Source organism: Arthrobacter sp. P4_H3, assembly GCF_056400885.1.
In genome coordinates this window covers 97,666-122,632 of sequence record NZ_JBFUKK010000003.1, presented here as the reverse complement: position 1 = coordinate 122,632, position 24,967 = coordinate 97,666, and the positions used below count along the sequence as shown (strand labels likewise).

Sequence of the window (24,967 nt, the reverse complement as noted above, 5' to 3'; positions counted from 1 at the left end):
TGGTAGGCTGGTTAGAACCACTCAAAAGGGGTTTTTCCCATGACCAACCAGCCTGCCTCCGGCGACGAGGGGACACCGCAGGGCTACCAGCCGCCGTCGTACATTCCGCCGCAGGGCTCCCAGCCCACGCCGCCCAGTAATCCCTATGGCCAGCCGTCCGGGCCGTACGGCATCGTGTATGGCCAGCCGTCCTACTACGGGATGCCGCCGGAGCCCAAGAACCTGAGCATTGCCAGTCTGTGCTGCGGGATCGCGGTGTTCCTGGGGCTGGGAATTTTCATCCTTCCGCAGATTGCGGCCGTCGTCCTGGGCCACCTGGCATACCTCCGGGAACCCGCAGGCAGGGGACTGGCCACTGCCGGGTTGGTTCTCGGCTACCTCGGGCTTGCGCTTACGGCCATCGTGCTGACGTTCATCGTGGTGGCAATCTTCGCCGCAGCCAACGCCGGGTACGGCTTCTAACGCCGGTCAGTCCGTCAGCGCGGGGCCCGGCTTCCACGGTGTCCTGCCGGACGGGCCGCAGCGAGAACGGATGTGCCATCGGCACGAACCCCTCCGAAGCGTGGTGCAGCCGGCGGACCAGGCGGCCCACGGACGCGAGGAGGTCCTCCGACTGCACCCACGGTTCGGGCACCGCCCCGGCGGCGGGCCGGTAGAGGCGGGACTCGACCGGCCTCTGCGCAGCCGGCGGGCGGTGGTTGCTCACCGGGTCAGCGTACGCCGCCCATGAGCTTCTTGATCGCCGGCGAAGCCACAGCCAGGCCGACGGCGAGGACCATGGCCGTCCCGCCGATGCCCGTGAAGTACGGCAGCTCATCGGCGGGGTTGTACAGGCCGGCGAGGATGCCGGCCAGGGTGGTGCCGAGCGAAACGGACAGGAAGAACAAAGCCACCATCTGCGTGTGGAACGCCTGCGGTGCCAGTTTGGTGGTGACGGAGAGCCCGATGGGGGAGAGGAAGAGCTCCGCGAGCGTGAACAGGAGCAGGATGCCCACGAGGGCCAGGAGCGGTGTCTTGCCGCCGCCGGACAACGGAATGAAGGCCAGGAAGGCCAGGCCCATCACGAACAGGCCGATGGAGAACTTCAAGGCCGATCCTGGCTGCTTGTGGCCGAGGCGGGTCCACAGGGCCGCCATAACGCCGGCGAAGATGATGATGAACACCGGGTTGATGGACTGCACCCAGGCCGCCGGCATTTCCCATCCGAACAGGTTCCGGTCCAGCTTCTCCTCCGAGTAGACGGCAATGAACGTGAATTGCTGCTGGAAGAGCGCCCAGAACGCTGCAGAGGCGATGTACAGCGGGATGAACGCGATCACGCGCTTGCGCTCCGTCCCTGTCACCTTTTTGCTGCGGAAGATCAGGCCGAAGTACAGCACGGACGCGCCGATGGCCGCGTAAGCCATGGACATGGCCAGGTTTTCGGCGTTCACGGCACCGGTGGCCAGCAGCACGGCCACTGCGGCGGCGATCCCAACGAAGATCAGCCCGTACCGGGTCCGCTCCGCGGCCGGCAGCGGATTGGGCACGTGGTGTGCCGCTTCGGGGAGATTCTTGCGTCCCATTGCGTAGATGCCCAGGCCCAGGGCCATGCCGACGGCGGCTGCCCCGAAGCCCCAGTGGAACCCCTGGCTTTCCTGCAGCCAGCCGGTGACCAGCGGGCCGATCAGCCCGCCCGCGTTGATGCCCATATAGAAGATGGAGAAGCCGGCGTCGCGGCGTTCGTCCTTCTCGCCGTACAGGCTGCCCACCAGCGCGGTGGCGTTGGCCTTGAGCCCGCCCGAGCCGACGCCCACCAGCACCAGGCCGGCAATGAGGCCGGGAATGCCCGGCAGGAGCGCCAACGCAATGTGGCCCGCCATGATCAGGACGGCCGAGCCGAACAGGACCCGTTCCGAACCGAAGAGCCGGTCAGCCAGCCAGGCGCCCAGAATGGTGGAGAGGTAGACTCCGCCGCCATAGGCGCCCACCAGTCCTGCTGCGAGGCCCTGTTCGATTTCGAGGCCGCCCTGCGCAGCGGTGAAGTACATGTAGTAGAGGAGGATGCCCTGCATGCCGTAGAAGGAGAAACGCTCCCACATTTCCACGGAGAAGAGGCTGGCCAGCATCTTTGGGTGGCCAAAAAAGGAAGTATCGCCCGGCGTTGTAGCGGGGCGATCGGATAAATGAGTTGTGCTCATTTACTTAAGGGTGGCACCCGATCGCGCGATTGTCACATTCCAGCGGGCAGGAAGCAAGGCAGACACGCGGCGCCGCGTGCCATTGCGGTCCTTGCCGCGTCGTGCTGCCAGGCGCGTCGACGGCCCTAGTAGCCGATCTGGGCCGCCACTTGAAGCAGCAGGGCCTCGGACCCCATGGGTCCCACCAGCTGGATCCCCATCGGCAGGCCGGCGCCCGGTGAGCCGCCGGTCCAGTGCACGGGAATGCTGATGGCGGGCAGGCCGCACACGTTGACCATGGAGGACCAGGGCGCATATTCGCACTGCTTCCGGTAATCGCCGTCGGCGTCGCCGGCCCACTCCGACGCGGGCCAGTAGCCGTCCCCGTGCGAGGAACCTGTAAACCAGCCTACGGGCCGCGGCGTCTGGGCAAGCGCCGGCATCAGGACAAGGTCCCAGTGGGCGTACTGCGCAATGGTGTCCCGCTCGAACTGCCGCAGGAAACCCAGCGCCTCGTTCAGCTTGGACACACTCCGCTGCTGCGCCCGCCGCCGGAAAGTGCGGGTGAGCGGGGTGAGGAGGGCCTCGCGCTGCGGGGCTATCCTGGCATTTCCCACGCCGGCAGTCCACGCCGTGGTGAAGGCGTCCGGGTACCGGTTGTCATACCGGACGGCGGCTTCCGCCGTGAAGTGGCCTGCCGCCTCGAGCAGCCGGATACCCGTGTCGAGGGCGTCCATGGCTTCCGCGTCCGGAGTAAACGGGAAGATTGCCTGCCAGGGGCTGTCCAGGCTCACACCGATCCGGAGTTGCCGCGGCGGCCGGGACACGGCCGCGAGGTACCGGCCCCCGCCGCCGGGAAGGGCTTTGTGCCCGGACGTTCCAGAGTCCGTTGCCGCCGCCTCCTGCGCCGGTTCCGCTGATTCCGGCGATTCCGGGGATTCCGGGGCGGACACCAGGGCGTCGAGCATCAGGGCCGCATCCTCGGCGGACCGGGCCAACGGGCCGGCCACCACCAGCCGGGCGGGGTCCCCGGTGCTTTCACCGGCCGGGACGAGTCCGCGCCCCGGCTTCAGGCCCACCAGCCCGCAGGCCGCCGCAGGAATCCGGATGGAGCCGCCCCCGTCGGACCCGGGTGCGAACGGCACAAGGCGCGCGGCAACTGCGGCGGCACTGCCGCCCGAGGATCCCCCCGAGCTGCGGCTCAGCGCATGCGGATTGCGCGACGGCGGGGCGATGAGATTCTCGCTGTAGGCGGTCAGGCCGAATTCCGGAACCTGGGTCTTACCCAGGGAGACGACGCCTGCCCGCTTCAACACCGCCGCCAGCGCACCATCCACGGGTGCAGGCTTATGGTCCAGGGCCGCGCTGCCGTGGGTCGTCACCACACCGGCAACGTCGGTCAGGTCCTTGAACGCCACCGGCATGCCGTGCAGCAGCGGAAGCTCCCCCCGGGAGTGCTGGGACCTGGCGTACAGTGCGTCCGCTCGTGCGGCGTCGGCCCGGGCCTGCTCGGCCGTCACCGTGATGAAGGCCCCGAGGCCGGGATTCCGCGCCTCGATCCGGGCCAGGAAATGCTCCGTCGCCTCCCTGGCGGAGAGCTTTCCCGAGCTCAAGGCGTCACGTAGCCCAACCGCGGACAATTCGTGGATTTCAGCCAAGGAAACGTGGCTCCAGCCGCTCTTCCGCGGCAGCTGCTGCGCCCGGCTGCCGCGTGACGCGGTATGCCGCCTTGCCGCGCACCTCGCTGACCACATCAACGAGGTCCGTGCCGAAGTAAACCAGCCCCACGCCGTCGTCCGTGCAGTGGGTTTCGCCGAGGGTGCCGTCAGCCACCAACCGGTGCACCGACGGTCGGCGCTGGTCCTCGGAGTCGTAGTGCACGCCGTTGGCATAGGGCAGGAATCCCAGGGCGTTCGTCACCGGGCGCAGCTGCGGGCCGAACGAATCCGTGGTGCCGCCCTGATACCAGCAGATGGACCCTGCCGAGACGCCGGTCAGGACCACGCCGCCTTCCCACACCCGCCGCAGGACTCCGTCGAGGCCGTGCGCCCGCCAGACGGCCAGCAGGTTCACCACCGAACCGCCATTGACCCACACCACGTCCTGCTCCATGAGGTGGGCTTCCGGATCGTCGATGCTGGGCATGGTGAACAGGTTCAGGTGGCTGAAATCGAAGCCGACGGTCCTCGCCGCCTGGTCCATTTCCGCGTTGAACCAGCGCTGGTCGCCCGCGGCGGTGCCGATATGGGTGACGCGCGGGGCGCGCCCGGTAACGCCGGAAAGTTCGACGGCGTGATGCAGCAGTGCGTCAAACTCCAGCCGTGATCGCCGGCCGGCCTTAAGTCCGCCGGACGTTGCCAGGATGGTGGGCTGTTGGGCTGCCATCGAACATTCTCCTTTGCGCTCCCTTGAAGCGTAACGTGCCTCCGGATTCGGAGCCGCCGCCTCCGGTGGGGGATACGCTGGAGACAGACCTTCATTCCCCCGGAGAGGACTTCCATGAGCGACTTCGAAACCGTGACCGTGACCGATGTTCCCGCCGACGCCAAGATCCTTGACGTGCGCGAGGACTACGAGTGGGCGGCCGGGCATGCCGAAGGTGCCCTCCACATTCCGCTGGACCAACTGCCGGCCCGGCTCAGCGAAGTGGACCCGGACGAGGATCTTTACGTTATCTGCCGGACGGGAGGACGGTCCTTCCGTGCAGCCAAGTGGCTTGTGGGCCAGGGATATTCCGCTTTCAACGTGGCCGGCGGGATGGACCAGTGGCTTGAGTCAGGAATGCCGCTCGTCTCGGACAACGGCCTCAAACCAGTCATCCTCTAGCAAGGCGGCCGGTGCCGCCCCTCAGCGCAGGGTTGGCGCCGGCGCTGCCGCCCGCCGGGCGGCCCTGACATAAAACGACAAGGACCGTCCATGCCTGCTTCGCCCGTCACCTACACGTTCCTCGGCCCGGAAGGCACGTTTACCGAGGCTGCGTTGATGCAGGTGCCCGGCGCCCTGGAGGCTGTCCGCATCCCCTCTTCCAATGTGAACACCGCGCTGGACAAGGTCCGTGACGGATCCGCCGATGCCGCCATGGTGCCCATCGAGAACTCCGTCGAGGGTGGCGTGACGGCGACCCTGGATGCCATCGCGTCCGGCCAGGAGTTGAGGATCATCCGCGAGGCGCTCGTCCCGATCAGCTTCGTCCTGGTTGCCCGCCCCGGGGTGGAAATCGCGGATATCCGCAAAATCTCCACCCATGGACACGCCTGGGCGCAGTGCCGGCTATGGGTCGAAGCGAACATGCCTGATGTGGAATACATTCCGGCCTCCTCCACCGCAGCGGGAGCCATGGGGCTGTTGAGCGAGGACGGCGTGCACTATGACGCCGCCATCTGTGCCCCGATCGTGGCCACTGAGCAGCCCGGGCTGCATGTGCTCGCGGAGAACATCGGAGACAACCCGGGTGCGGTGACGCGATTTGTCCTGGTCAGCCGGCCCGGAGCGCTGCCGCACCGTACCGGAGCGGACAAGACCACGGTGGTGGTCCCGCTGCCCGAGGACCGTCCGGGTGCGCTGATGGAGATCCTGGACCAGTTCGCCACCCGCGGAGTGAACCTCAGCCGGATCGAATCGCGGCCCACGGGGCAGTACCTGGGCCACTACTTCTTCAGCATCGACGCCGACGGCCATGTGGAGGACGCCCGTGTGGCGGACGCCCTGGCCGGGTTGCACCGGATCAGCTCCGCCACGCGCTTTCTTGGTTCCTACCCACGGGCTGACGCGCAGAGCCCCGAAGTGGAAGCCCACACGTCCGACGAAGCATTCCAGGCCGCACATGAATGGGTCGCAGGGATACTCAAAGCGGCATCCATCGAGCCGGTCCAAGCTCCGCAAGGTTCGCCAACAGCTTAGACAAATGCCCTTCCGGGTACTTCCCCGCCTGCACGGCAGTGCGTATGCTTGCCTGATCCATTGGGGACGACCTCTACCGGAAGGAGCGGGTCATGTCAGCATCCAGTACCGACAACGACGGACAGGGAATGATCGTCAATCCCAAGCCGACTGCCGATAACCAGGACTGGGACGGCGACGACGCGGACCGCGCGGATCGCCTGCGCTTCGAAGAGGAACAGGCCATGATCCGGGAGCAATCCGAAGCCCGCGCGGCGGCCAAGGCCGCAGCTGAGGCGGAACAGAAGAAGGCCAGCGCCTGACTCCGGAGTCTCCGGGCAGGTTATCTACCCGGGGGCTACTGCGGGGTGGATCCTCTGCGGCCGTTCGCCGCCCTTGCTTTCCGTAACCCGAACCAACAGCGATCTCGGCTCCACCTGGACGGTCACGTCGGTGGCCATTCCTGAGGGGTCTCCGTCGACCTGGGTGGCTACCGGCTCGGCGCACTTGATGACGATCTTGCCGGAACGGTAGTAGCTCATGACCGGCAGGTTCCTCTTGTGCTTGAACATGATCTTTGCGTACATCGCGATCCACCCGATGGCACTGCGCGGGCTCATCACCACGACGTCCAGCATGCCGTCGTCGATCATTGCCTGCGGGATGAAGTCGATGCCGCCCGGGATCAGGCCGCAATTGGCGAACAGCACGCTGCGGATCTTCCGTGACTGTTCCGGCTGGTCGTCCAGGGCGATGGACACTTTCTTGCGCCGTCCGGGCAAATGCCTGACCCCAGCCTCGGTGTAGGCGAGCCAGCCCACTGCCTTCTTCAGTCCGTCATTGGTGTCGCCGACTACCTCGGCGTCCATTCCCATGCCGGCAATTACCAGGAACGCATGCTCCGACGAGATACCCGTCCGTGCGTTACTGATGGTCATGCGGGCCATGTCGATGTGCCGCTGGTGTCCGAACAATGCTGTCTGGACGTTGGCGTGGAGATCGTAGACGTCGAGGTCGATGTTCCTGGCCAGCAGGTTTCCCGTGCCCAGCGGAATCAGGCCCATGGGTACGTTCGTGCGCGCCAGCTTCTCGGCCACCACGCGAACCGTTCCGTCCCCGCCGCCCACGAGGACGACGTCGGCCCCGGTCGCGAGTGCTGCTTCGGCCTGCGAATATCCTGGGTCCTCGGCGGTTGTTTCGAAAAAGACCGGGGCGTCCCAGCCTGCGGAGAGGCAAGCGCGCCGGATCAGGGCGGTGGCTTCCGCGGACTTCGCCTTGACCGGGTTCATCACCACAGCCACTGTCTGACGGGACATGCCCGGGTGGTACGTGTCCTCCTGGACAGCGCTGCGCGTATGGAGTGCCTTGAGGCTCCGCACACCCCACCAGCTGGAGACCGCGAAAGCCAGGGCCGCAGTGATGATGAGGTAAAGCAGCCAATCGTTCATGGTGCTCCAACACTATCCCGCGCAGGAGCCCGCACGGCCCACCGCCTCATGGCGGTCGGATTCGATACTCTTGTCTGGTGATCGACGTAAAAGACCTCAGCGAAAATCCGGACAAGTTCCGTGCCAGCCAGCGCGCCCGCGGCGCCGATGAGTCCGTAGTGGATGCGATCATCTCGGCAGATGCAGCGAGGCGTGCCGCGCTGATCCGCTTCGAAAACCTGCGCGCCGAACAAAATGTCTTCGGCAAGAAGGTGGCGCAGGCCAAGGGCGAGGAAAAGCAGGCGCTGCTGGCCGAGGTCAAGGTCCTGGCCGCGTCGGTCAAGGCGGCCTCCGCCGAAGCGGACGTCGCGCAGGCGCAGCAGGAAGAGCTGCTGCGGGCCATCCCCAACCTGATCGTGGACGGGGTTCCGGAAGGCGGCGAGGACGACTACATCGTGGTCAAGACCGTCGGCGAACCCCGTGAGTTCCCTGATTTTGAGCCGAAAGACCACCTGGAAATCGGTGAGCTGATCGGTGCCATCGACATGGAGCGCGGCGCCAAGGTGTCCGGTTCACGCTTCTACTTCCTCCGCGGCGTGGGCGCCCGGCTGGAAATGGCGCTCCTGCAGATGGCCATGGAGCAGGCCATCGACGCCGGCTTCGTTCCCATGATCACCCCCACGCTGGTCCGCCCCGAAACGATGCAGGGCACCGGTTTCGACGTCAAGCACGACGCCGAAATCTACCGTCTCGCCGAAGACGACCTTTACCTGGTGGGCACGTCGGAGGTGGCCCTGGCCGGGTACCACGCGGACGAGATCCTGGACCTCTCCGCCGGCCCCATCCGCTATGCGGGCCAGAGTTCCTGCTACCGCCGCGAAGCGGGCTCGCACGGCAAGGACACCCGCGGGATCATCCGCGTCCACCAGTTCAACAAGGTGGAAATGTTCATCTACACCACGGTGGAGGAGGCCGCAGCCGAGCACGAGCGGCTGCTGGCCTGGGAAGAGGAGATGCTGGCCAAGTGCGAGCTCCCTTACCGGGTGATCGATACGGCCGCCGGCGACCTTGGCAACTCCGCCGCCCGCAAGTTCGACTGCGAAGCCTGGGTGCCCACGCAGGGTGCGTACCGCGAACTGACGTCCACCTCGAACTGCACCACGTTCCAGGCGCGCCGCCTGAACATCCGTGAGCGCGTGCTGAACGAGGACGGCGCACCCAAGGGGACCCGCGCCGTCGCCACCCTGAACGGAACGCTGGCCACCACCCGCTGGATCGTGGCCATCCTCGAGCACCACCAGAACGAGGACGGCTCGGTGAACGTCCCCCGGGCGCTGCAGAAGTACCTCGGCGGCCTGGAAGTCTTCCCGGTCCTCGCCTGATTCTAGAATCCCCGTCATGTGGTCGGTTCCCCTGGTAACGCCGGGGGGACTAGGCCGCGTGGCGGGGATTTCTGCGCCGTGATCCCGGCGGTTGCGAGCTTACGCCTCAGCAGCTCCGGGCTGGTTGCGGCTTTCCAGTCCCAGCGGACAACCGTGTAGCCGAGCGCCCGGAGCCTATCCTCACGTTTCTTCTCGGCCAGAATGGCTTCGCGCGTGCTCCTTCCGCCGAGAAGCGCGTCGTCGAGATACTTTGCGTCGCCGTCGAATTCCCCGATGACCCCGTGTTCGGGCCAGAAGAAATCCGTCCGCGCAATGAAGCCCTCGTTGTCGTAGAACGTGTGCTGCAAGACGGGTGCGGGGAGCCCCAAAACATGGATGAGTGCCCTGCTCCTGGATTCCCCGACGGATTCTGATTCCTCGTCGGCCAGCGCGAGTACCTCCAGGACCCGGCGGTTCTTGGCGGCCGACGGTAGAAGGGACGATGCCTCCTCCAGCTCGAGCCGGGTGAGGCCCTCGCCCTGAGCGCGCCGGCCACCCAGCACTGCATCCACAATGGCTACCGCCTCCGGAAGCTCCAGCCGGACAATGCAGTCGATGACAGTTTGTACGAGCGACGTGACATTGACCCCTTGGCGCTCCACGATGTCAGCCGCCGCCCAGTGATGCCGGGAGACTCCGTAGCCCCGCGCCCGTTCCAACCCGCTGAGGCCGGTCTTAGGGTCTCTTGCGGCCCGGGTGGTCGACGGGAGCCTGCCGGCCTTGTGGGACGACTGCGTGATGACGTGAACATGTTCCGGTACCCGGGGCAGGGGCAGCCGCCAGATCCGAAGAGCGGTCAGATAGCAGAAGATCACCGACGGATCACTGCACGCCACGGCCGCCACTGTAGCGGAATACCGCTCCCAGGCTCTGAGCGCGAGCCATTCGGGCTTGCTGTAGTAGACGCCAAATCTGATCCGGACCAAGTCGCCTTTGTTGTAAGCGCGGCTCAGGCCACGGCTACTTCCGGTGAGGGCGCGCCTGCAGCTGGCCAGGATGAGGGCGGAGCGTGCGGTTTCCATGGTTTCCATGCTGGGGTGGTCATCCCGGCGCAGCCAGACGCATCCCGCCAAATGTGGATAAGTCCTGAAACCTCCCCTCGGAACGGACCCGTCCCCCGAGAACGCGGCGGGGAGTTGACCACTTGGCGGGGATATGAGCGCCAGGGCCGGCCCGGACCGGGAGGTGCCGCCGGCGCCCGGGCGCCAACGTGACGCGAGGGTAAACACTCACAGTGTGGACAACCCTGTGGGTGTTTACCGGAAGTTCACAACGGGCTGTGGCGTGCGTCCTAGCGGCTGTCGGGGGTGTCTGCTGTACTAGGTGAATGACAACATTGACTGAAACCTCAGTCGCTGGCAACGATGACCAGCGAAACAACGGTAAGAACAACTCCACTCAGAAGCTCATGGTTGCACTGGATGTCGACGGCACCCTGGTCAACCATGACGGCCACATGTCGGCTCCCGTCCGTGAGGCCGCCCAGGCTGTGGTCGCAGCGGGCCACGAGGTCATGATCGCCACCGGCCGGTCCCTCAACGCCACCCTGCCCATCATTGAGCAGATCGGAATCGAAACCGGCTACGCGGTCTGCTGCAACGGCGGCGTGACGCTCCGGCTCGATCCTGCGCACCCCGACGGCTACGAAGTCATCCGCAAGGCCACGTTCGATCCCGGCCCCGCGCTCCGTGCCCTCCGCAAGCGGCTTCCACTGGCCAAGTACGCGCTGGAGGACGAGGACGGCAATTTCCTGTCCACCGAACGCTTCCAGGACGCCAGCTTCGGCGTGGAAGCAATCGGCGTGGACTTCCAGACCATGCTAGAGGCCACAGCCGTGCGCGTGGTGGTGTTCAGCTCCGAAAATACGTCCGAGGAGTTCAACGAGGCCATCAAGCACATCGGCCTCGCTGGCGTCACGTATTCAGTGGGCTGGACTGCCTGGCTGGACATCGCCGCCGAAGGGGTCACCAAAGCCAGCGCCCTGGAACACCTCCGCGGCCACCTGAGCATCGGGTCGCACCTCACGGTGGCCATCGGTGACGGGCGCAACGACATCGAGATGCTCACCTGGGCCCGCCGGGGCGTTGCCATGGGCCAGGCTCCTGACGAAGTGGTGGCCGCTGCGAATGAAGTCACCTTGTCAGTTCACGACGACGGCGCCGCGCACGTTCTCCGCAGCCTGCTCTAAGGCGGGACTGCTTGGGGTCCGCATCCACAGGGGGCGGGTCAACTGCCTAGCGGACCTCGAGGATCAGCCGCAGAAGCCGGGCCGCAGCCGGACGGGCCGCGTGCTCCTCGTTCCATTGCGCCCTGGCCACGGCCTTGCTGACTGCCTGGGTGGTGATGCCAAGCTCCTGGGCGACAGCTTTTTGCTGGCCGCGGACACCGGGTGTCAGCAGATCCAGGACACGCCACTCGGCCGCGCTTCGCCCGTGCACAATGTGGCCGAGCAGCTTCAGCACGGACTCTGATTCCGCGGCGAGGTCGGCAATCGGACCGTCAACCGCGACGGGGACGCGTTCCTTGCCGTTGCGCAGGCGGTCCACAGCCCGGCGCGCGTAGATCAGGCCGTGTCCGGTGGCGTCCTTAATCTGGTTGGGCAGCGGCTCGTTTATCGGCCCCACACCGATCCCGACAAACCAGCTCCCTGAGCGCAGGGCCACCAGGGCGGCGTCCACGGCCTGGTGCGGACAGTCCACGATGCCCTGGACCTCGTCTTCCACGGATCGGTCGAAATCGAGGCGCGCGGGGATGTGCCGCAGGTCCTTGAGCAACTGCGGTACCCGGTCACCGTCGCGCCGGCTGTCCGTTTGGTTGATGGTCAGCGTGAACATTCTGGATGACAGACTACCCGGTGGCAGGGCCCACGGGTTCAGCTCCTTGGGCGACGCCGGACCGGAGGTCTACTGCGGTGAACTTTTCGTCGAACGTGTCCCCGCTGCCTCCGCCAAGGGCGGAGGCGAAGGCGACCAGGAGGTAGACGGGCGCGAAGGACCAGCAGACGGCGCGCCAGCCACCGAGCCAGGCCCCCGACGTCGTACCGTCCGCGATTCTGACGGAACGCATCCCGGCGGCGACGTCGCCCAGGCTGCCTGCGGTGCCCGTGATCATGCCGTAGGCAAAGAGGACCATGAACCAGATTGCGGTCAGGGCGGCGACGAACAACCCGTCGTTGGAAAACAGGGCCAGCGAGAGCGGGCCCAACGCCAGGTTCCGCACCAGGGCGTTCAGGACGGCCATAAGCGCGCAGGCAACCAGGATCACGACGAGGGCATCGAGGCACCGGCCCCAGAAGTGCGGCCAGCCGGCCATTCGTACGTACCAGGTACCCGAGGCTGTGTGACGGCGGACGGGGCGCCCGTTGGCAGGGTCGATCAGTCCGGTGCCGCCGGACCCATTCTCAGGTTTGGCCACGGACTCAGCGGATGGGGGCAGGTACCGCGGGGTACCGCTGGTCAACGGTGAGATGGCGGGCCTTGGGACCGTTCATCGTGGGGCTGGATCCCCCTGCCGCGGCGAGAAGCAGGAACAGGGCGACTATCGGAAACAGCACAGTGCGCGAGAATGTGACCCAACCGGACCGCCAGAACCCCGGCTTTCCGCCTGAGGAGGACCGCACAATGCGCGTGCCCGCCGCCAGCCCGCCCAAGGAGCGGCCCCGGGGAAAACAGAAACCGTACAGCCAGGGTGTGACCAGCCAGGCGGCGATGGCAGCAACTACGGCTTTGCCTGTGGTGCCCGAGTCGGACCCGGCAACCGAGACATACGCTATGGCTGCCACTAAGGCGACAATGCCGAAATCCACGCACCAGGCCCCGAGCTGCTGCCAGGCGCTGGCTTTGACCACGGGCTGGCCGTTGCCGAGATTCGTGGTTCTTTTGCGGACGCTTTCCATCAGCTTGGCATCCACGTTATACGCCCAAATCCACGAGGGCGCGGACCTTGTCCTCGGCGGTCCGGTTGGAGATCTTGGTCAGTTCCAACTGCGCCTCACCGTCTTCATCGTGCGCCGTCAGCCCGTGGAGTTCCGTTGCGGACGTGTAGATGGTCAGGGCACTGAACGTGCTGACGGACAGGCTGATTGCCCTGATCATGGTCACTCCGAGTGTGCTGCCCAGAACCTGTGGCGCGAGCTTTTCAAACTCCGGGCCCGTGAGCTTTCGAGTGGCCTCATCGGCGGACTGAACCTTGGCCGCATTCGCCAGTTCCATGATCCTCGCGGGGAACTCGGCACGGTCCACCACAGTGAAGGTGTGCGATCCGCTGGAGTCCACGAGTTCCTCCAGCACTTTGTCGTCATGCACGTAGCCGTAAAGCCACACCTTGTCAGACTCTTTGGTCAGTTCGGCAGTGACAACACGTTCGCCGAGCCGGCGGAGTGCCATGATTCCGGTGATCTCTTCGGTTGCACCCAGGTTGGAAGGCACGGTGTCCCCATCGGCGACGAGGGGGATGGCGAACCCTTTCGACAGGAGGCTGCGCAGCGCCACGTTGCACAGAAGCTCCTTCTGGTCCGGATGCTGGGACAGCCAGGGCAGCTCCACAGCCTGGTGCTGGTCAATGCCGTCGAGGGCCACAATTTCCTCGTCGGTCAGCACCGGGAGGGTGAAGTCTTCCTCCTGACCACGGCTGAGTACGGTCTTGGCGCACTCCACATCATGCTGGGTCAGTCTTGAGATGATGCTTTCGGTCATGAGAAAAGCCCTCCTAGGCTCTTAACGGGATTGCTAAAGACTTCCTTGGCGCCGTCCCAGGTGTCGCTGACCGCATCCTTGGCGCCGTTCCAGGCGTCGCCCGCGACATCCTTAGCACCGTTCCAAGCGTCGCTGGCCGTGTTCCCGATCCACTTCCCGGCGGCCTGGCCCCACTCACTGTCGGCAATCATGTTGCCCAATGCCCAGCCCCCGGCCACTAGACCTGCGCCCACCACGATACCAATGCCCACCGGGTTGGTCAGGAGTCCGGCTGCCATGAGGAGGGACCCGCCGCCCGCTATCACACTGAGGCCGCCGCCGATGCGGTCGCCAGTTCCGCGCCAGCCGTCGTGTTCCGGGTTGAACATGTCATAAATGCCGCCGCCGATTGCGAACGGGGCGAGGGCGGGGCCGGCGAACCGTCCCCATTTGGAAACCATTTTGGTGGCGCCGAGGAAGTCGTCGGACAGCTTGAAGGCGGGCCTCAGGAGCGTCCCCGTCGAGTCAAGAATCTTCTTGTTGGACAAGAGTCCCCGCCAGTCATTGAGCATTCCGGCAGCGTCCTTGATTTTGAAGAACATGCCTACTCCGGCGGCGCCCCAGTCGAACGCGTCCTGGAGCCAGTTTCCGTCGTCGCCGTTGCTGGCCCCGCCAGGGCCGCCGCCGCTACCTGTGCCGCCGGCACCGCTGGTGCTGGCGCGTTCCTGGTCGTCTGCGTTGGCGCGCAGTTCCTTGGAACCCTTCTCCAGGAGCTGGGAGGCGGCCACCAGCGTTTTGCGATGGGAGGAGTTCCATTCCTCCTTGAAAGAGTTGGCATCGTTTCCCGTCCATGCCGTGGACGAGCCGATGAGGTTGCTCAGGGTCTTGCCCTGAAGCTGCAGTACCTGAGAGGCCCGCTGGAAGTCTTTGGCCAGCGAACGCAGTTGCGCGATGTCCGCGCCGTAGAGTCCTGCCACAGTGTTCCCCTTTTTCCAGCGTCGAATCAAAACAGCATGAACTTACACCGCAGCGGTTGGCCCTGCGATGGGCAGAACAGCCCATGCCGCCCCATCGGTGCGCTGCGGGAGACCGAAACTGCAGCGGCGCGGGGCGCCTTGAATCAAACCGCACCCGCCGCCGTCGTGCAAGTCAAAGACATCCGGCGAGGTCATCCACACGGCCGGTTGGGTGGTTGTGAACCTGCCGCGAAGATGTTGCGATGGGGGAGGACGCTGCCGACGGCGGCACTGACGGAAGCGGAGGACGGGCCATGGCGAACGCCCCCAGTACGAAAAGAGTCAGCGCAGCGGGAAGCGGCGGAACCGGCGCGGGAACGGAAGACTCCGAACTGGAACTCGTGGACCGCTGGTGGCGGGCGGCCAACTACCTCTCCGTGGGACAGATCTACCTGCGCTCCAACCCGTTGCTGCGTGCACCGCTCCGCGCTGAAGACACCAAGTCCCGGCTCCTGGGCCACTGGGGCACCACGCCCGGGCTGAACTTCGTCTACGCCCACCTGAACCGGGTCATTCGCAGGGACCGGCAGCAGATGCTGTTCATTGCCGGCCCCGGCCACGGCGGCCCCGCAGTGGTGGCGAACGCGTGGCTCGAAGGCACTTACTCGGAGATCTACAGCAACGTGGGCGACGACGAGCCCGGGCTGGCAGAACTCTTCCGCCAGTTCTCCTATCCGGGCGGTATCCCCAGCCACGCAGCCCCCGAAACTCCCGGATCCATCAGCGAGGGCGGCGAACTCGGGTATTCGCTGGCCCACGCCTACGGATCCGTCTTCGACAATCCGAAGCTGATCACCGCCGTCGTGATCGGCGACGGCGAAGCGGAAACCGGGCCGCTGGCAGCCAGTTGGCATTCCCACAACTTCCTGGACCCGGTGGCCGACGGCGCGGTGCTGCCCATCCTGCACCTGAACGGCTACAAGATCGCCAACCCCACTGTCCTGGCCCGGATGCCGGAAGCCCAGCTGGAACAGTTGCTCCGCGGGTACGGCCACACGCCACACTTCGTCACCGTGGCCGATCCTGACGACACGGCGGCCGCGCACCGTGACTTCGCCGCTGTCCTGGAGGCCTGCCTAGCCGAGATCCGCGCCATCCAGGCGGAGCGCCGCGGCGCCGGCACCCCGTCGGCTGATGACGCCGGTGCCGCCCAGTGGCCCATGATTGTGCTGCGTTCACCTAAGGGCTGGACCGGCCCCAAACGGGTGGACGGCAAGCAGGTCGAGGGCACCTGGCGGAGCCACCAGGTGCCGCTGTCCGAGGTCCGTACCAACCCGGAGCACCTGGCCCAGCTGGAACAGTGGCTCCAGACCTACCGGCCCGGCGAACTCTTCGACGACCACGGCCGCCTCCGGCCCGACGTCGCCGAAAACGCTCCGGCAGGGGAGCTGAGGATGAGCGCCACGCCCCATGCCAACGGCGGCATCCTGCTGCGCGACCTGAAACTGCCGGACTACCGCAAGCACGCCGTCGAGGTGCCCAGGCCGGGTGTGGACCGGGTCAGCGCCATGATCACCCTCGGCGCCTGGATGCGGGACGTTATTTCCCAAAATCCCGAGACTTTCCGGCTTTTCGGCCCCGATGAGACTGCCTCCAACCGCCTGCAGGACGTCTATGACGTGACCGACAAGGTGTGGCAATACCGGATCGACGACGCCGACGAGCACCTCGCGCGGGCAGGCCGGGTGATGGAGGTGCTCAGCGAGCACCTGTGCCAGGGCTGGCTGGAAGGCTACCTGCTGACCGGGCGGCACGGCGTGTTCAGCTGCTACGAGGCCTTCATCCACATTGTCGACTCCATGTTCAACCAGCACGCCAAGTGGCTCAAGGTCCACCGCGGGCTCGCCTGGCGCCAGCCCGTGGCGTCGCTGAACTACGTGCTGTCCTCGCATGTCTGGCAGCAGGACCACAACGGCTTCTCGCACCAGGATCCGGGCTTCATCGACCACGCGGTGAACAAGAAGGCGGAGGTCATCCGCGTGTACCTGCCGCCGGATGCCAACACGCTGCTGTCCGTGATGGAGCACTGCCTGGAGTCCCGGGATTACGTCAACATCGTGGTCAGCGGCAAGCAGCCCTCGCCCACATGGCTGGGTCCGGCCGATGCCGCCCACCACTGCCAGCGTGGGCTGGGGATCTGGGAATTCGCGGGATCCGAGGTGCCCGGTGAGGAACCGGATGTGGTGCTGGCCTGCGCCGGCGACGTTCCCACCGTGGAGACGGTCGCAGCCGCCGAACTGCTCAAGGAAGGCGTGCCAGGGCTGAAGATCCGCGTGGTCAACGTGGTGGACCTGATGCGGCTCCAGGACGCCAGCGAGCACCCCCACGGGCTGACGTCACAGGACTTCGACGGCATTTTCACGGCGGACAAGCCGATCATTTTCGCCTACCACGGGTACCCGTCGCTGATTCACCGCCTGGCCTACCGGCGCACCAACCAGGAGGGCCTGCACGTCCGCGGCTACAAGGAAGAGGGGACCACCACCACGCCGTTCGACATGGCCATGCTTAACGGGATCGACCGATTCCAGCTGGCCATCGATGCCATCGACCGGGTTCCGGGACTGGCGGAGCGGCACTCCCTGCTGCGGCAGGCGCTGCAGGACAGCCGTATCCGGGCGCACAACCACACGCGCAGCCAGGGCGAAGACACGGAGGAGATCCGCGACTGGACGCTTGGCGGCTAATCCGGCGACCCCGGCTGCCCCGGCGACCCCGGCGACCCCGGCTAATCCGGCGACCCCGTGAGGCCGGCGAGCGGGCCGGACGGGACGTGGATCCACCCCTCGCTGAGGGCCGCAGCGCCGTGATCCGCGGTGGGCCGCAGCGTTTGGCCGAGGCTGACGGCCCGGGCCGTGAGGGAGGCGATGACGGCGTCGAACATGTCGTCCGAGGCCGCGAGGTCATCCCGGTGCCCGGCAAGGTCCAGCCAGGGCGCCACAGTCTCCAGGCTGTCCAGGATAAGGCGCAGCCGTTCCGACTCCGGGGCGCCCCGCCCTTTGTACCCGCGGGCGTTGATCCCCCAGAGCTTCAGGGATGCTGCCGGGTAGACCTCCGCCAGACTGCCCGAGCCGTCCCTGGGCTGTGGCCCGTGGTCCCGGGCGATCTTGGCTTGGATCACCGCGCAGCGCATCGCGGGGTGTGCCAGGCGGTCCGCGGAGACGCTGAGCGGGATCAGCCCGGTTTTGCCGGTAATGAACCGGTCCGTGTCCCGGTAGGCCAGGAGCCGGCGGCCTTCGATCCCGTCGTGGTCCAGCACCGGATGCGCGTCGAATTTCAGGTGCCCGGCAAGGAAGGGAAGGAAGGCGTCCGGCCAGCCCACCGGGCAGTCGATGCCGGTCATGTCTGTGCTGCCGAACAGGTCCACGATCTCCTCGTCGGTGACATCCAGGGAGAGGTGGACCAGCTGCGCACCGCCGCCGGTCCAGTCGATCACCGCCGCCGCCGTTTTCCTCGTGGCGGCGGCAAGGTCCACGCCCAGCGTCCTCATGGGCGTGCCGGGGCGGAGGTCCGCTGGCTCAGCTGCATGCGAACAATCTATTGGACGCCGGGCATTGGAACACCGGCTCAGACCGCGCGGAACCGGAGCGCACCGGGAAGCTCTCCCCGGCTTTCGAGGCCTTTCCCGTAGGCGAACCGGGCCCAGGTGGCGCGGAGGGCCCGGCCCTGGGCATTGATTTCGTCCCACGTTGCACCGTCGAGCAACCCCGCAGCCTCCCAGGTCCGCTGGTTTCCGAACAGCAGGGGCAGATCAACGGTGTGGGCGGCGCCGTAGAAGTTCCCCGGGGCCGACCAGGACAACACGTAGCTGTACGCCTTGCCGCCTGCCCGGGCATGCCGGCGGGCGAACCTCCGGGCCGGCCGGCCATAGACCGCTTCGGTCACGGCGCGGCTGATGCCGTTAACCACCCCGTTGCCCAGGACCGGGATCTTCGCCAGCCGGCTGGCCAGGGGACTGCTCGGTAGGAACAGGCGCGCCTCGTCTGAGGTGTGGCCGATCAGCACCTCGATGTGCGGCGCGGTGCTGTTCCATGCTGCCTCGATGCCGTGTTCCGGCGGCAGCGGGGCGTGCCCGTACTGGGTGCCGAAGGGCATGGCGGCCATCAGCCCGTACTTTCGGGCCACTTGGGAGACATGGTCCTCGACGGCGACGACATCCATGGCAGGGGTGTCCTCTGTGACGGCTTCAGCTGCGACGCCCATGGCGGCGTTCATTTTCGCCCGGCCCCGGGCGATTCCCAGGGGCGCGCTTTGGATGATGGCGCGCTGGAACAGCGACGGCGCCTCCGGCGTAGCCATGAGGTGGGCGACGGCGTCGCCCCCCGCTGACTGGCCGAAGGCGGTGACGCGGTCCGGATCGCCGCCGAAGGCGCCGATATTGCGCTGCACCCACCGGAACGCTTCAAGCTGGTCCAACAGGCCCAAATTCGCGGGCCGGCCTGTTCCGGTTGCCAAATACCCGAACAGTCCCAACCGGTACGTTACGGAGACGACGATGACCCGGTTCTCGGCCACCAGGGCCGTGGGGTCGAAGATCGCCAGGTCCCCGGAACCGGAGGTGTAGGACCCGCCGTGGAGCCAGACCATAACGGGGACCCGCTCACCGTCGGCGAGGTCGGCCGGAATAGTGATCGAGAGGCGCTGGCAGTCTTCGCTGCCGGGAAGCTCGCCGTAACGGGTGCCCAGGATGTCGTCCAGGAACGGCACCGGACCCTGCGGGCAGGCCGGGGCAGGCGACGTCGCTTCAAAAGCCGCGGTCCGGTCGGGCGCACTTGCCGGCGGCTGGAAGCGGCCGGCCGTGGCGTAGGGGATTCCGGTGGCGCGCAGCACCTCGCCGTCGCGCCAGCCGGTGACGGGACCGCACGGAGGATTGAAGGAAGGCTCACAAGTCACGGGCCCAACAATTTCACAGATTCCTGACACACCCCTGGAAACGACGACGGCGGGTGCCGGGTTCCCGTGAGTGCGTCCATAGCGCGAACGGACACTTGAGGCCCCGCAATCCGCAAGCGCAGATTACAGGGCCTCAAGTGTCCGTTCGCGCTTGGCGAGGCGGTGGGGACTAGTGCGCTGCCGGAACGTAGCGCTTGATGGATGCCTCCAGCTCGGCTTCGGCAGCGGCGCGGTCGCCCCAGCCTTCGGCCTTGACCCACTTGCCCGGCTCCAGGTCCTTGTAGCGGGTGAAGAAGTGCTCGATTTCCTTGATCAGGTATTCGCTGACGTCGCTGACCTCTTTGATGTGGTCGAAGCGGGCGTCGGTGGGCACGCAGAGGACCTTGGCGTCCCCGCCGCCGTCGTCCGTCATGTTGAATACGCCGATGGGACGCGCTTCAACGATGACGCCCGGGTGCAGATCGAAGTCCTGCAGGAGCACCAGTGCGTCCAGCGGGTCGCCGTCTTCGCCGAGGGTGTTCTCGAAGAAACCGTAGTGGGTGGGGTACTGCATGGAGGTGAACAGGACGCGGTCCAGGCGGACGCGGCCGGTCTCGTGGTCGACTTCGTACTTGACGCGCGACCCCTTGGGGATCTCGATTGTCACGTCATGCTTCATGGAATGCTCCTCGACTTCAGGGTGTTCGCGGCACACAGGACCATCAACTGAAGGAGTGTCGGTGCCGCCGACTACTATTGAGGATATAGCGATAGGCCCAGGTTTCATGAACTAGTGGGGACATTTCAGGACTAAAGGACCAACAGCAGCATGAAACGCATGATGAGCCGCGCGGCCAGCCATCCCTGGCTCGCCATCATCAGGCGGCACCTGCCCCTGGCACTTCTGACCGTCCTGATCGTCGCGCTCGCCGTTCCGGCAGCCATGCTCGTCGTGCCCGCCTTCACCGGCCGGGGCACGGAACCGGAAACCACGGAGTCCGCTGTTCCCGCCTGGCAGCAGGTCCCGCGCGACCTCTCCCTTCCCCAGGGCATCTCGCCCCTCAAAGACTCGGCGCCGGTCCCTTGGCCGGACACCCTCGCCGCCCAGCTCAATGCCACGTTGAAAACCGACGGCGGCGGAACGTTCACCGGCGTGGTGCAGGACGCCGCCACCGGCCAGGTGCTCTTTGACCGTGGCGGGGCCGAGAGCAGGGTCCCTGCCTCCAACATGAAGCTCCTGACCGCCGCCGCCGCTGTCCGCGCCCTCGGACCCGACCATCGCTTCAGTACCAGGGTGGTAGCCGGCGCCGAAACCGGATCAGTGGTCCTGACCGGCGGCGGCGACGTGCTGCTCGGCGCGGGGGAGTCATCCCAGGACGATGTGATGGGCCACGCCGGGCTCGCAACCCTTGCCCGGCTCACGGTTAAGTCCCTGCAGGACAAAGGCATCAAGGGTCCGGTGCAGGTGCGGCTGGACGACTCCCTGTTCACCGGACCGGCCCTCAACCCGACCTGGAGCCCGGAAGACGTGGCTGCCGGCGAGACGGCCCCGCTGTTCCCGCTGGCCCTCAATTCGGCCCGGTACGATCCCGCCGTCACCACCGGGCCGCGCCCGCAGGACGCCGCGATGACCGCCGCCGAGGCGTTCTCCGCGCAGCTCACAGCGGCCGCCGCTGCCGCCGGACTGACCGTCACTCCCGGCGTCGTGCGCGGCAAGGCGCCGGATGCCGCGGAACCGGATGCCGCGGCACCGGATGCGGCAGAAGCGGCCGACGGCGGTGCTGCTGACGGTGATGCTGCCGACGGCGGCGCAGCAGCAGGCGGCCGTGCCGGGGTAACCAGCCCGGGCCAGGTGCTGGCCGAAGTCCAGTCCGCCACACTGCGCCAGCAGGTGGACCTGATGCTGCAGACCTCGGACAACTATCTGGCCGAAGTCCTGGGCCGGATGGCCGCCGTCGCCGCGGGACAGCCCGGCAGTAACGACGGCGCCACCGCCACCGTGTACCAGCAGGTCAAGGACCTGGGAATCCCCACGGACGGCCTCCGCTTGGCGGACGTCTCGGGCCTGTCCCTGGGCAACCAGGTCTCGGCCGGGCAGCTGTCCGAAATTGTCCGGGACATTGCCTCCGGCTCCGAGCCCAGCCTGCGGGCCGCAATCGGCGGCTTTCCGGTGGCAGGACTCACCGGCACGCTCGGCAGCAGGTACACGGACCCGTCCACAGAGGGGGGCGCGGGACTGGTGCGGGCCAAGACCGGGACGCTGAACTCCGTGATTGCCCTGAGCGGCTATGTTGTGGACGCCGACGGCCGCCTCCTGGTGTTCTCCTTTATAGGGAACGGTCTGGCGCCGGGCGCCGCGGGGAACAAAGCGGCGCTGGACCGCACGGCGACGGTCCTGGCTTCCTGCGGCTGCCGCTAGCCGCGAGCCGCTGCGTCGCCGGCGCTCGCGGAATCACCCGAGCGGGCGGTACGCAATCATCGGACTCTCCTCGGTGGCGTGGACTTCGGTACCAACTCTGGCCCGGAACATTTGCGTTCTTCTGTTCCGGTCCTGTGCCGTGCCTGTGCGTTGCGTCCGGGCTGCCGCCGGTTCGCCGGACAGCGAACTTAAGGCGCAACCGCAGGGTGCTGTGATCTGATGGACGCTATGGAGTCAACTGGCGATTCATCAGCACAGGCCCAGGCACTGATCAACTGGGAGCTCGCAGCGTCAACAGCCGCCCGCCTGGCTCCGGCGGGCCCCTCGCTGGGGTCCTCCGAAATCGGGACGGCCGTGGAGAACCTGCGCCTCATGGCGGACATTTCCGTGCCGCACGTCCACGACATCACCGGGCTCGAGGCAGCGCGCGACCTCCGCGATTCCTCGGTGCTGGTGGTGGACCGCGCCTCCTGGGCCAGGGCCAACACCCAAAGCTTCGCCGTCATGCTGAAACCGGCCATGGAAAAGATGCTGGAAAGCCGGCGCGGGGCCATGAGTCCCGGCGCGCTGGCAGTCAGCGGAGCCATCACCGGAAGCCAGTTGGGCGCCGTGCTCGCCTTCCTGTCCAGCAAGGTCCTGGGCCAGTACGACCCCTTCTCAGCGCTCGCCGAAGAATCCACCACCCCCGCTGCCGGACGCCTCCTGCTGGTGGCACCGAACATCGTCCACGTGGAACGCGAACTCAACGTTGCCCCCGAGGACTTCCGGCTGTGGGTCTGCCTGCACGAACAGACCCACCGGGTGCAGTTCGCCGCCGCACCCTGGCTGCGCCACCACATGCTGAACGAAATCGACAACCTCAGCGAACACCTGCTGGGCAACGTCGACTCCCTCCTCGAGCGGGCATCCGCCGCCGCGCGTTCGCTCAAGGACCGCACCGCCGCCGGAACAGCTCCGGGACGCGGCGCCATCCTGGACCTGCTCCAGGACCCGGAGGAAAAGGCCTCGCTCTCGCACCTGACGGCCGTGATGAGCCTGCTCGAAGGCCACGCCAACGTGGTCATGGACGCGGTGGACGCCAGCATTGTTCCGTCGGTCAAGACCATCCGGCAGCGCTTCAACGCGCGCGGCAAGGACCGCGGCGTCGTGGAGAAATTCATCCGCAGCCTGCTGGGCCTCGACGCCAAGATGCGCCAGTACACCGACGGCGCCAAGTTTGTCCGGGCCGTGGTGGACGTGGCCGGCATGGAAGGCTTCAACCGGGTCTGGGAATCCGCCGGGAACCTCCCCACCGAGCCGGAAATCCATGATGCCAAGCTCTGGCTCGAGCGGATGGGGCTCTAGTTGTCCCAGCCTGCAACCGGACGACGACGGCCCGGCCGGCTGTCGCCCGTCGTCGGCAAAGCGCGCAAAATGCTGCAGAACGCCCTGGCCGACGCCGGCTATCCCGAACGGGTGCTGGTCGCCTGCAGCGGCGGCCCGGACTCCCTTGCCCTCGCGGCCATCGCGTCGTACTTCGGCCGCCGCGGCCACGTGGACGGCCACCCTGTGTCGGTGGGGGCCGTCGTCGTCGACCACCAGCTGCAGCCCGGCTCCGCCGGCGTCGCCGCCCAAACCGCAGCCGTCCTCCGGGACCTGGGGCTCTCTCCGGTGGAAGTGCGGCGGGTTGACGTCGCATCCACCGGGATCGGCCCCGAAGCCGCGGCACGGGATGCCCGGCACGCTGCCCTGGAGCAGGCTGCCGCCCACGCCGGGGCCGGCGTGATCCTCCTCGGCCACACCCTGGACGACCAGGCGGAACAAGTGCTGCTCGGGCTCGCCCGCGGCTCCGGGACACGCTCGCTGGCAGGAATGCGGCCGGTCCGCGGGCTCCTGCTGCGGCCGTTCCTGGGCCTCCGCCGGGCCGACACGCTCGAGATCTGCGACGTCGAGGGGCTGGATCCGTGGCACGACCCCAGCAACTCCGACCCCTCCTTCGCCCGCTCCCGCACGCGGGTGGAGGTCCTGCCCATGCTGGAGGAAAAGCTCGGTCCCGGCGTCGCTGAATCCCTCGCCAGGACCGCGGCCATCCTGCAGCTGGACGCCGACTACCTCGACGACGTGGCGAACAGCACGTATGAGCAGCTGGCGGAGAAATCAGGCACCGAAATCAGCCTGCCCGAGACAGCGCTCGGCGAACTGGCCCCCGCCATCCGGTTCCGGGTCATCGCCAAGGCGGCCGCCGCCGTCGGAGGCCAGCAACCCAGCTATCAGCGGCTGCTCGCCGCGGAGGCGCTCCTGCGCCGGCAGGGTTCCGCCGGCCCCGTTGAACTTCCCGGCGGAGTGAACGCCTACCGGCTTTCGCTGGCGCAGATCCTCGCCGGCGAAGGGCAGAATCAGCCGGACCCTGCGCGGGACGCAGCCACCGGCGGTCCCCGCGGAGCCGCCCGCTGTGGGAAGCTGGTATTCCGGCCTCAACAGCCGCCCCAAAAATAGTCGCACCCGCATCTACACAGGAGCCATTGGTGGATTCAAACGACGTCCAGGCAGACCTCAAGCACGTTCTCTACACCAAGGATCAGATCCAGCAGCGGATTACCGAGCTCGCTGCACAGATCGACAAGGACTACGAGGGCCGGGAGCTCCTCATCGTCGGCGTTTTGAAGGGCGCAGTCATGGTCATGGCAGACCTGGCACGGGCACTTCACAGCCACGTTTCCATGGACTGGATGGCAGTGTCCTCCTACGGTTCCGGGACCCAGTCCTCCGGCGTTGTGCGCATCCTCAAGGACCTCGACACGGACCTCATGGGCAAGGACGTGCTGATCGTCGAGGACATCATCGACTCCGGCCTGACGCTGTCCTGGCTCAAGACCAACCTGGAATCCCGCGGCACCGCCTCGGTGGAAATCTGCACCGCCTTCCGCAAGCCCACGGCCGCCAAGGTCCAGATCGACGTCAAATACGTCGGCTACGACATCCCGAACGAATTCGTCGTCGGCTACGGCCTGGACTACGCCGAGAAATACCGCAACCTGGACTTCGTGGGCACGCTGGCACCCCACGTCTACGAATAGGCGCATTACCGGGCTCCCTCCCGGCCCGGCCGGGCCCCGCAACGG

Annotated in this window: 24 protein-coding genes; 11 read left to right on the top strand and 13 right to left on the bottom strand. The window is 66.8% G+C overall.

Features of this window, described 5'->3' with window-relative positions; all coding sequences use genetic code 11:
- Positions 1–39 precede the first annotated feature (39 nt).
- Positions 40–462, top strand: coding sequence for a DUF4190 domain-containing protein (locus AC1DRE_RS05735; protein ID WP_476983720.1), 423 nt, complete (start codon positions 40–42; stop codon positions 460–462).
- A gap of 248 nt (positions 463–710) precedes the next feature.
- On the opposite strand, the gene AC1DRE_RS05730 is transcribed toward AC1DRE_RS05735, so the two are convergent.
- The 3 genes from AC1DRE_RS05730 to AC1DRE_RS05720 form a co-directional block, all read right to left on the bottom strand.
- Positions 711–2,180 carry a peptide MFS transporter gene (locus AC1DRE_RS05730; RefSeq protein ID WP_476983719.1) on the bottom strand — a complete coding sequence of 490 codons (1,470 nt, stop codon included), beginning with the start codon at positions 2,178–2,180 and terminating at the stop codon, positions 711–713.
- A gap of 125 nt (positions 2,181–2,305) precedes the next feature.
- Positions 2,306–3,817, bottom strand: a complete 1,512-nt coding sequence (locus tag AC1DRE_RS05725; RefSeq protein ID WP_476983718.1) for an amidase — start codon at positions 3,815–3,817, stop codon at positions 2,306–2,308.
- Positions 3,810–4,544, bottom strand: a complete 735-nt coding sequence (locus AC1DRE_RS05720; RefSeq protein ID WP_476983717.1) for a Type 1 glutamine amidotransferase-like domain-containing protein — start codon at positions 4,542–4,544, stop codon at positions 3,810–3,812. Before AC1DRE_RS05720 ends, AC1DRE_RS05725 begins: the two co-directional genes overlap by 8 nt.
- A 114-nt stretch (positions 4,545–4,658) precedes the next feature.
- Between AC1DRE_RS05720 and AC1DRE_RS05715 the strand changes: the two genes are divergently transcribed.
- From AC1DRE_RS05715 to AC1DRE_RS05705, 3 genes are all read left to right on the top strand, one after another.
- Entirely contained in the window at positions 4,659–4,985 is a 327-nt protein-coding gene (locus tag AC1DRE_RS05715) for a rhodanese-like domain-containing protein (RefSeq protein WP_476983716.1), read from the top strand.
- A 90-nt stretch (positions 4,986–5,075) separates the two neighbouring features.
- Complete coding sequence (pheA, locus tag AC1DRE_RS05710; protein WP_476983715.1) at positions 5,076–6,059, top strand: prephenate dehydratase; 984 nt, start codon at positions 5,076–5,078, stop codon at positions 6,057–6,059.
- A 92-nt stretch (positions 6,060–6,151) separates the two neighbouring features.
- The gene (locus tag AC1DRE_RS05705; RefSeq protein ID WP_364124310.1) at positions 6,152–6,361 is read left to right on the top strand and encodes a hypothetical protein; all 210 of its coding nucleotides are present in this window, start codon (positions 6,152–6,154) and stop codon (positions 6,359–6,361) included.
- Positions 6,362–6,385: 24 nt separating this feature from the next.
- Here the strand turns inward: AC1DRE_RS05705 and AC1DRE_RS05700 are convergent, their stop codons facing one another.
- On the bottom strand, positions 6,386–7,486 hold the full coding sequence (locus tag AC1DRE_RS05700; RefSeq protein WP_476983714.1) for a diacylglycerol/lipid kinase family protein: 1,101 nt from the start codon (positions 7,484–7,486) through the stop codon (positions 6,386–6,388).
- Positions 7,487–7,563: 77 nt separating this feature from the next.
- Between AC1DRE_RS05700 and serS the strand changes: the two genes are divergently transcribed.
- Entirely contained in the window at positions 7,564–8,847 is a 1,284-nt protein-coding gene (serS, locus tag AC1DRE_RS05695; protein ID WP_476983713.1) for a serine--tRNA ligase, read from the top strand.
- Positions 8,848–8,861: 14 nt separating this feature from the next.
- Here the strand turns inward: serS and AC1DRE_RS05690 are convergent, their stop codons facing one another.
- Positions 8,862–9,908 (bottom strand): hypothetical protein, encoded by a 1,047-nt coding sequence (locus AC1DRE_RS05690; protein WP_476983712.1) that lies wholly within the window; start codon positions 9,906–9,908, stop codon positions 8,862–8,864.
- Between the two features lie 305 nt (positions 9,909–10,213).
- Between AC1DRE_RS05690 and AC1DRE_RS05685 the strand changes: the two genes are divergently transcribed.
- The gene (locus tag AC1DRE_RS05685) at positions 10,214–11,074 is read left to right on the top strand and encodes an HAD family hydrolase (protein WP_364124299.1); all 861 of its coding nucleotides are present in this window, start codon (positions 10,214–10,216) and stop codon (positions 11,072–11,074) included.
- A 46-nt stretch (positions 11,075–11,120) separates the two neighbouring features.
- On the opposite strand, the gene AC1DRE_RS05680 is transcribed toward AC1DRE_RS05685, so the two are convergent.
- The 5 genes from AC1DRE_RS05680 to AC1DRE_RS05660 are packed head-to-tail and all read right to left on the bottom strand — an operon-like array spanning position 11,121 to position 14,536.
- Positions 11,121–11,720, bottom strand: coding sequence for a MarR family transcriptional regulator (locus AC1DRE_RS05680; protein ID WP_476983711.1), 600 nt, complete (start codon positions 11,718–11,720; stop codon positions 11,121–11,123).
- A gap of 13 nt (positions 11,721–11,733) precedes the next feature.
- On the bottom strand, positions 11,734–12,300 hold the full coding sequence (locus AC1DRE_RS05675) for a hypothetical protein (protein ID WP_476983710.1): 567 nt from the start codon (positions 12,298–12,300) through the stop codon (positions 11,734–11,736).
- Positions 12,301–12,304: 4 nt separating this feature from the next.
- Positions 12,305–12,796 (bottom strand): RDD family protein, encoded by a 492-nt coding sequence (locus AC1DRE_RS05670; protein WP_476983709.1) that lies wholly within the window; start codon positions 12,794–12,796, stop codon positions 12,305–12,307.
- Between the two features lies 1 nt (position 12,797).
- The gene (locus tag AC1DRE_RS05665; RefSeq protein ID WP_476983708.1) at positions 12,798–13,580 is read right to left on the bottom strand and encodes a hypothetical protein; all 783 of its coding nucleotides are present in this window, start codon (positions 13,578–13,580) and stop codon (positions 12,798–12,800) included.
- Entirely contained in the window at positions 13,577–14,536 is a 960-nt protein-coding gene (locus tag AC1DRE_RS05660) for a WXG100 family type VII secretion target (RefSeq protein WP_476983707.1), read from the bottom strand. The genes AC1DRE_RS05665 and AC1DRE_RS05660 overlap by 4 nt, the downstream gene beginning before the upstream one ends.
- Positions 14,537–14,778: 242 nt before the next feature.
- Here AC1DRE_RS05660 and AC1DRE_RS05655 point away from each other — a divergent pair, with 242 nt between their 5' ends.
- Entirely contained in the window at positions 14,779–17,262 is a 2,484-nt protein-coding gene (locus AC1DRE_RS05655) for a phosphoketolase family protein (protein WP_476983706.1), read from the top strand.
- A gap of 41 nt (positions 17,263–17,303) precedes the next feature.
- On the opposite strand, the gene AC1DRE_RS05650 is transcribed toward AC1DRE_RS05655, so the two are convergent.
- From AC1DRE_RS05650 to AC1DRE_RS05640, 3 genes are all read right to left on the bottom strand, one after another.
- Positions 17,304–18,065, bottom strand: a complete 762-nt coding sequence (locus AC1DRE_RS05650; protein WP_476983705.1) for a DUF429 domain-containing protein — start codon at positions 18,063–18,065, stop codon at positions 17,304–17,306.
- Between the two features lie 77 nt (positions 18,066–18,142).
- Positions 18,143–19,468, bottom strand: coding sequence for a carboxylesterase family protein (locus tag AC1DRE_RS05645; RefSeq protein ID WP_476983704.1), 1,326 nt, complete (start codon positions 19,466–19,468; stop codon positions 18,143–18,145).
- A gap of 169 nt (positions 19,469–19,637) precedes the next feature.
- On the bottom strand, positions 19,638–20,126 hold the full coding sequence (locus tag AC1DRE_RS05640) for an inorganic diphosphatase (RefSeq protein WP_028270315.1): 489 nt from the start codon (positions 20,124–20,126) through the stop codon (positions 19,638–19,640).
- A gap of 150 nt (positions 20,127–20,276) precedes the next feature.
- On the opposite strand from AC1DRE_RS05640, the gene dacB reads away from it, so the two are divergent.
- The 4 genes from dacB to hpt all read left to right on the top strand — a co-directional run bounded on the left by dacB (position 20,277) and on the right by hpt (position 24,922).
- A complete protein-coding gene (dacB, locus tag AC1DRE_RS05635) occupies positions 20,277–21,866 on the top strand; it encodes a D-alanyl-D-alanine carboxypeptidase/D-alanyl-D-alanine endopeptidase (RefSeq protein WP_476983703.1) in 1,590 nt (529 codons plus the stop codon).
- Between the two features lie 228 nt (positions 21,867–22,094).
- Positions 22,095–23,210, top strand: coding sequence for a zinc-dependent metalloprotease (locus tag AC1DRE_RS05630; RefSeq protein WP_476983887.1), 1,116 nt, complete (start codon positions 22,095–22,097; stop codon positions 23,208–23,210).
- 69 nt (positions 23,211–23,279) lie between these two features.
- Positions 23,280–24,341: a tRNA lysidine(34) synthetase TilS gene (gene tilS, locus AC1DRE_RS05625; RefSeq protein ID WP_476983886.1), complete on the top strand. Its 1,062-nt coding sequence runs from the start codon at positions 23,280–23,282 to the stop codon at positions 24,339–24,341.
- 29 nt (positions 24,342–24,370) lie between these two features.
- Entirely contained in the window at positions 24,371–24,922 is a 552-nt protein-coding gene (gene hpt / locus AC1DRE_RS05620) for a hypoxanthine phosphoribosyltransferase (protein ID WP_011690021.1), read from the top strand.
- The last annotated feature ends 45 nt before the right edge of the window (positions 24,923–24,967 follow it).

What these genes read in the sequence shown, in the direction of transcription:
- AC1DRE_RS05735 (WP_476983720.1), top strand. Translation starts at nt 40, where the DNA reads ATGACCAACCAGCCTGCCTCCGGCGACGAGGGGACACCGCAGGGCTAC.
- AC1DRE_RS05730 (WP_476983719.1), bottom strand. Translation starts at nt 2,180, where the DNA reads ATGAGCACAACTCATTTATCCGATCGCCCCGCTACAACGCCGGGCGAT.
- AC1DRE_RS05720 (WP_476983717.1), bottom strand. Translation starts at nt 4,544, where the DNA reads ATGGCAGCCCAACAGCCCACCATCCTGGCAACGTCCGGCGGACTTAAG.
- AC1DRE_RS05715 (WP_476983716.1), top strand. Translation starts at nt 4,659, where the DNA reads ATGAGCGACTTCGAAACCGTGACCGTGACCGATGTTCCCGCCGACGCC.
- pheA (WP_476983715.1), top strand. Translation starts at nt 5,076, where the DNA reads ATGCCTGCTTCGCCCGTCACCTACACGTTCCTCGGCCCGGAAGGCACG.
- AC1DRE_RS05705 (WP_364124310.1), top strand. Translation starts at nt 6,152, where the DNA reads ATGTCAGCATCCAGTACCGACAACGACGGACAGGGAATGATCGTCAAT.
- AC1DRE_RS05700 (WP_476983714.1), bottom strand. Translation starts at nt 7,486, where the DNA reads ATGAACGATTGGCTGCTTTACCTCATCATCACTGCGGCCCTGGCTTTC.
- AC1DRE_RS05690 (WP_476983712.1), bottom strand. Translation starts at nt 9,908, where the DNA reads ATGGAAACCGCACGCTCCGCCCTCATCCTGGCCAGCTGCAGGCGCGCC.
- AC1DRE_RS05685 (WP_364124299.1), top strand. Translation starts at nt 10,214, where the DNA reads ATGACAACATTGACTGAAACCTCAGTCGCTGGCAACGATGACCAGCGA.
- AC1DRE_RS05680 (WP_476983711.1), bottom strand. Translation starts at nt 11,720, where the DNA reads ATGTTCACGCTGACCATCAACCAAACGGACAGCCGGCGCGACGGTGAC.
- AC1DRE_RS05665 (WP_476983708.1), bottom strand. Translation starts at nt 13,580, where the DNA reads ATGACCGAAAGCATCATCTCAAGACTGACCCAGCATGATGTGGAGTGC.
- AC1DRE_RS05655 (WP_476983706.1), top strand. Translation starts at nt 14,779, where the DNA reads ATGGGGGAGGACGCTGCCGACGGCGGCACTGACGGAAGCGGAGGACGG.
- AC1DRE_RS05650 (WP_476983705.1), bottom strand. Translation starts at nt 18,065, where the DNA reads ATGAGGACGCTGGGCGTGGACCTTGCCGCCGCCACGAGGAAAACGGCG.
- AC1DRE_RS05640 (WP_028270315.1), bottom strand. Translation starts at nt 20,126, where the DNA reads ATGAAGCATGACGTGACAATCGAGATCCCCAAGGGGTCGCGCGTCAAG.
- dacB (WP_476983703.1), top strand. Translation starts at nt 20,277, where the DNA reads ATGAAACGCATGATGAGCCGCGCGGCCAGCCATCCCTGGCTCGCCATC.
- AC1DRE_RS05630 (WP_476983887.1), top strand. Translation starts at nt 22,095, where the DNA reads ATGGAGTCAACTGGCGATTCATCAGCACAGGCCCAGGCACTGATCAAC.
- tilS (WP_476983886.1), top strand. Translation starts at nt 23,280, where the DNA reads ATGCTGCAGAACGCCCTGGCCGACGCCGGCTATCCCGAACGGGTGCTG.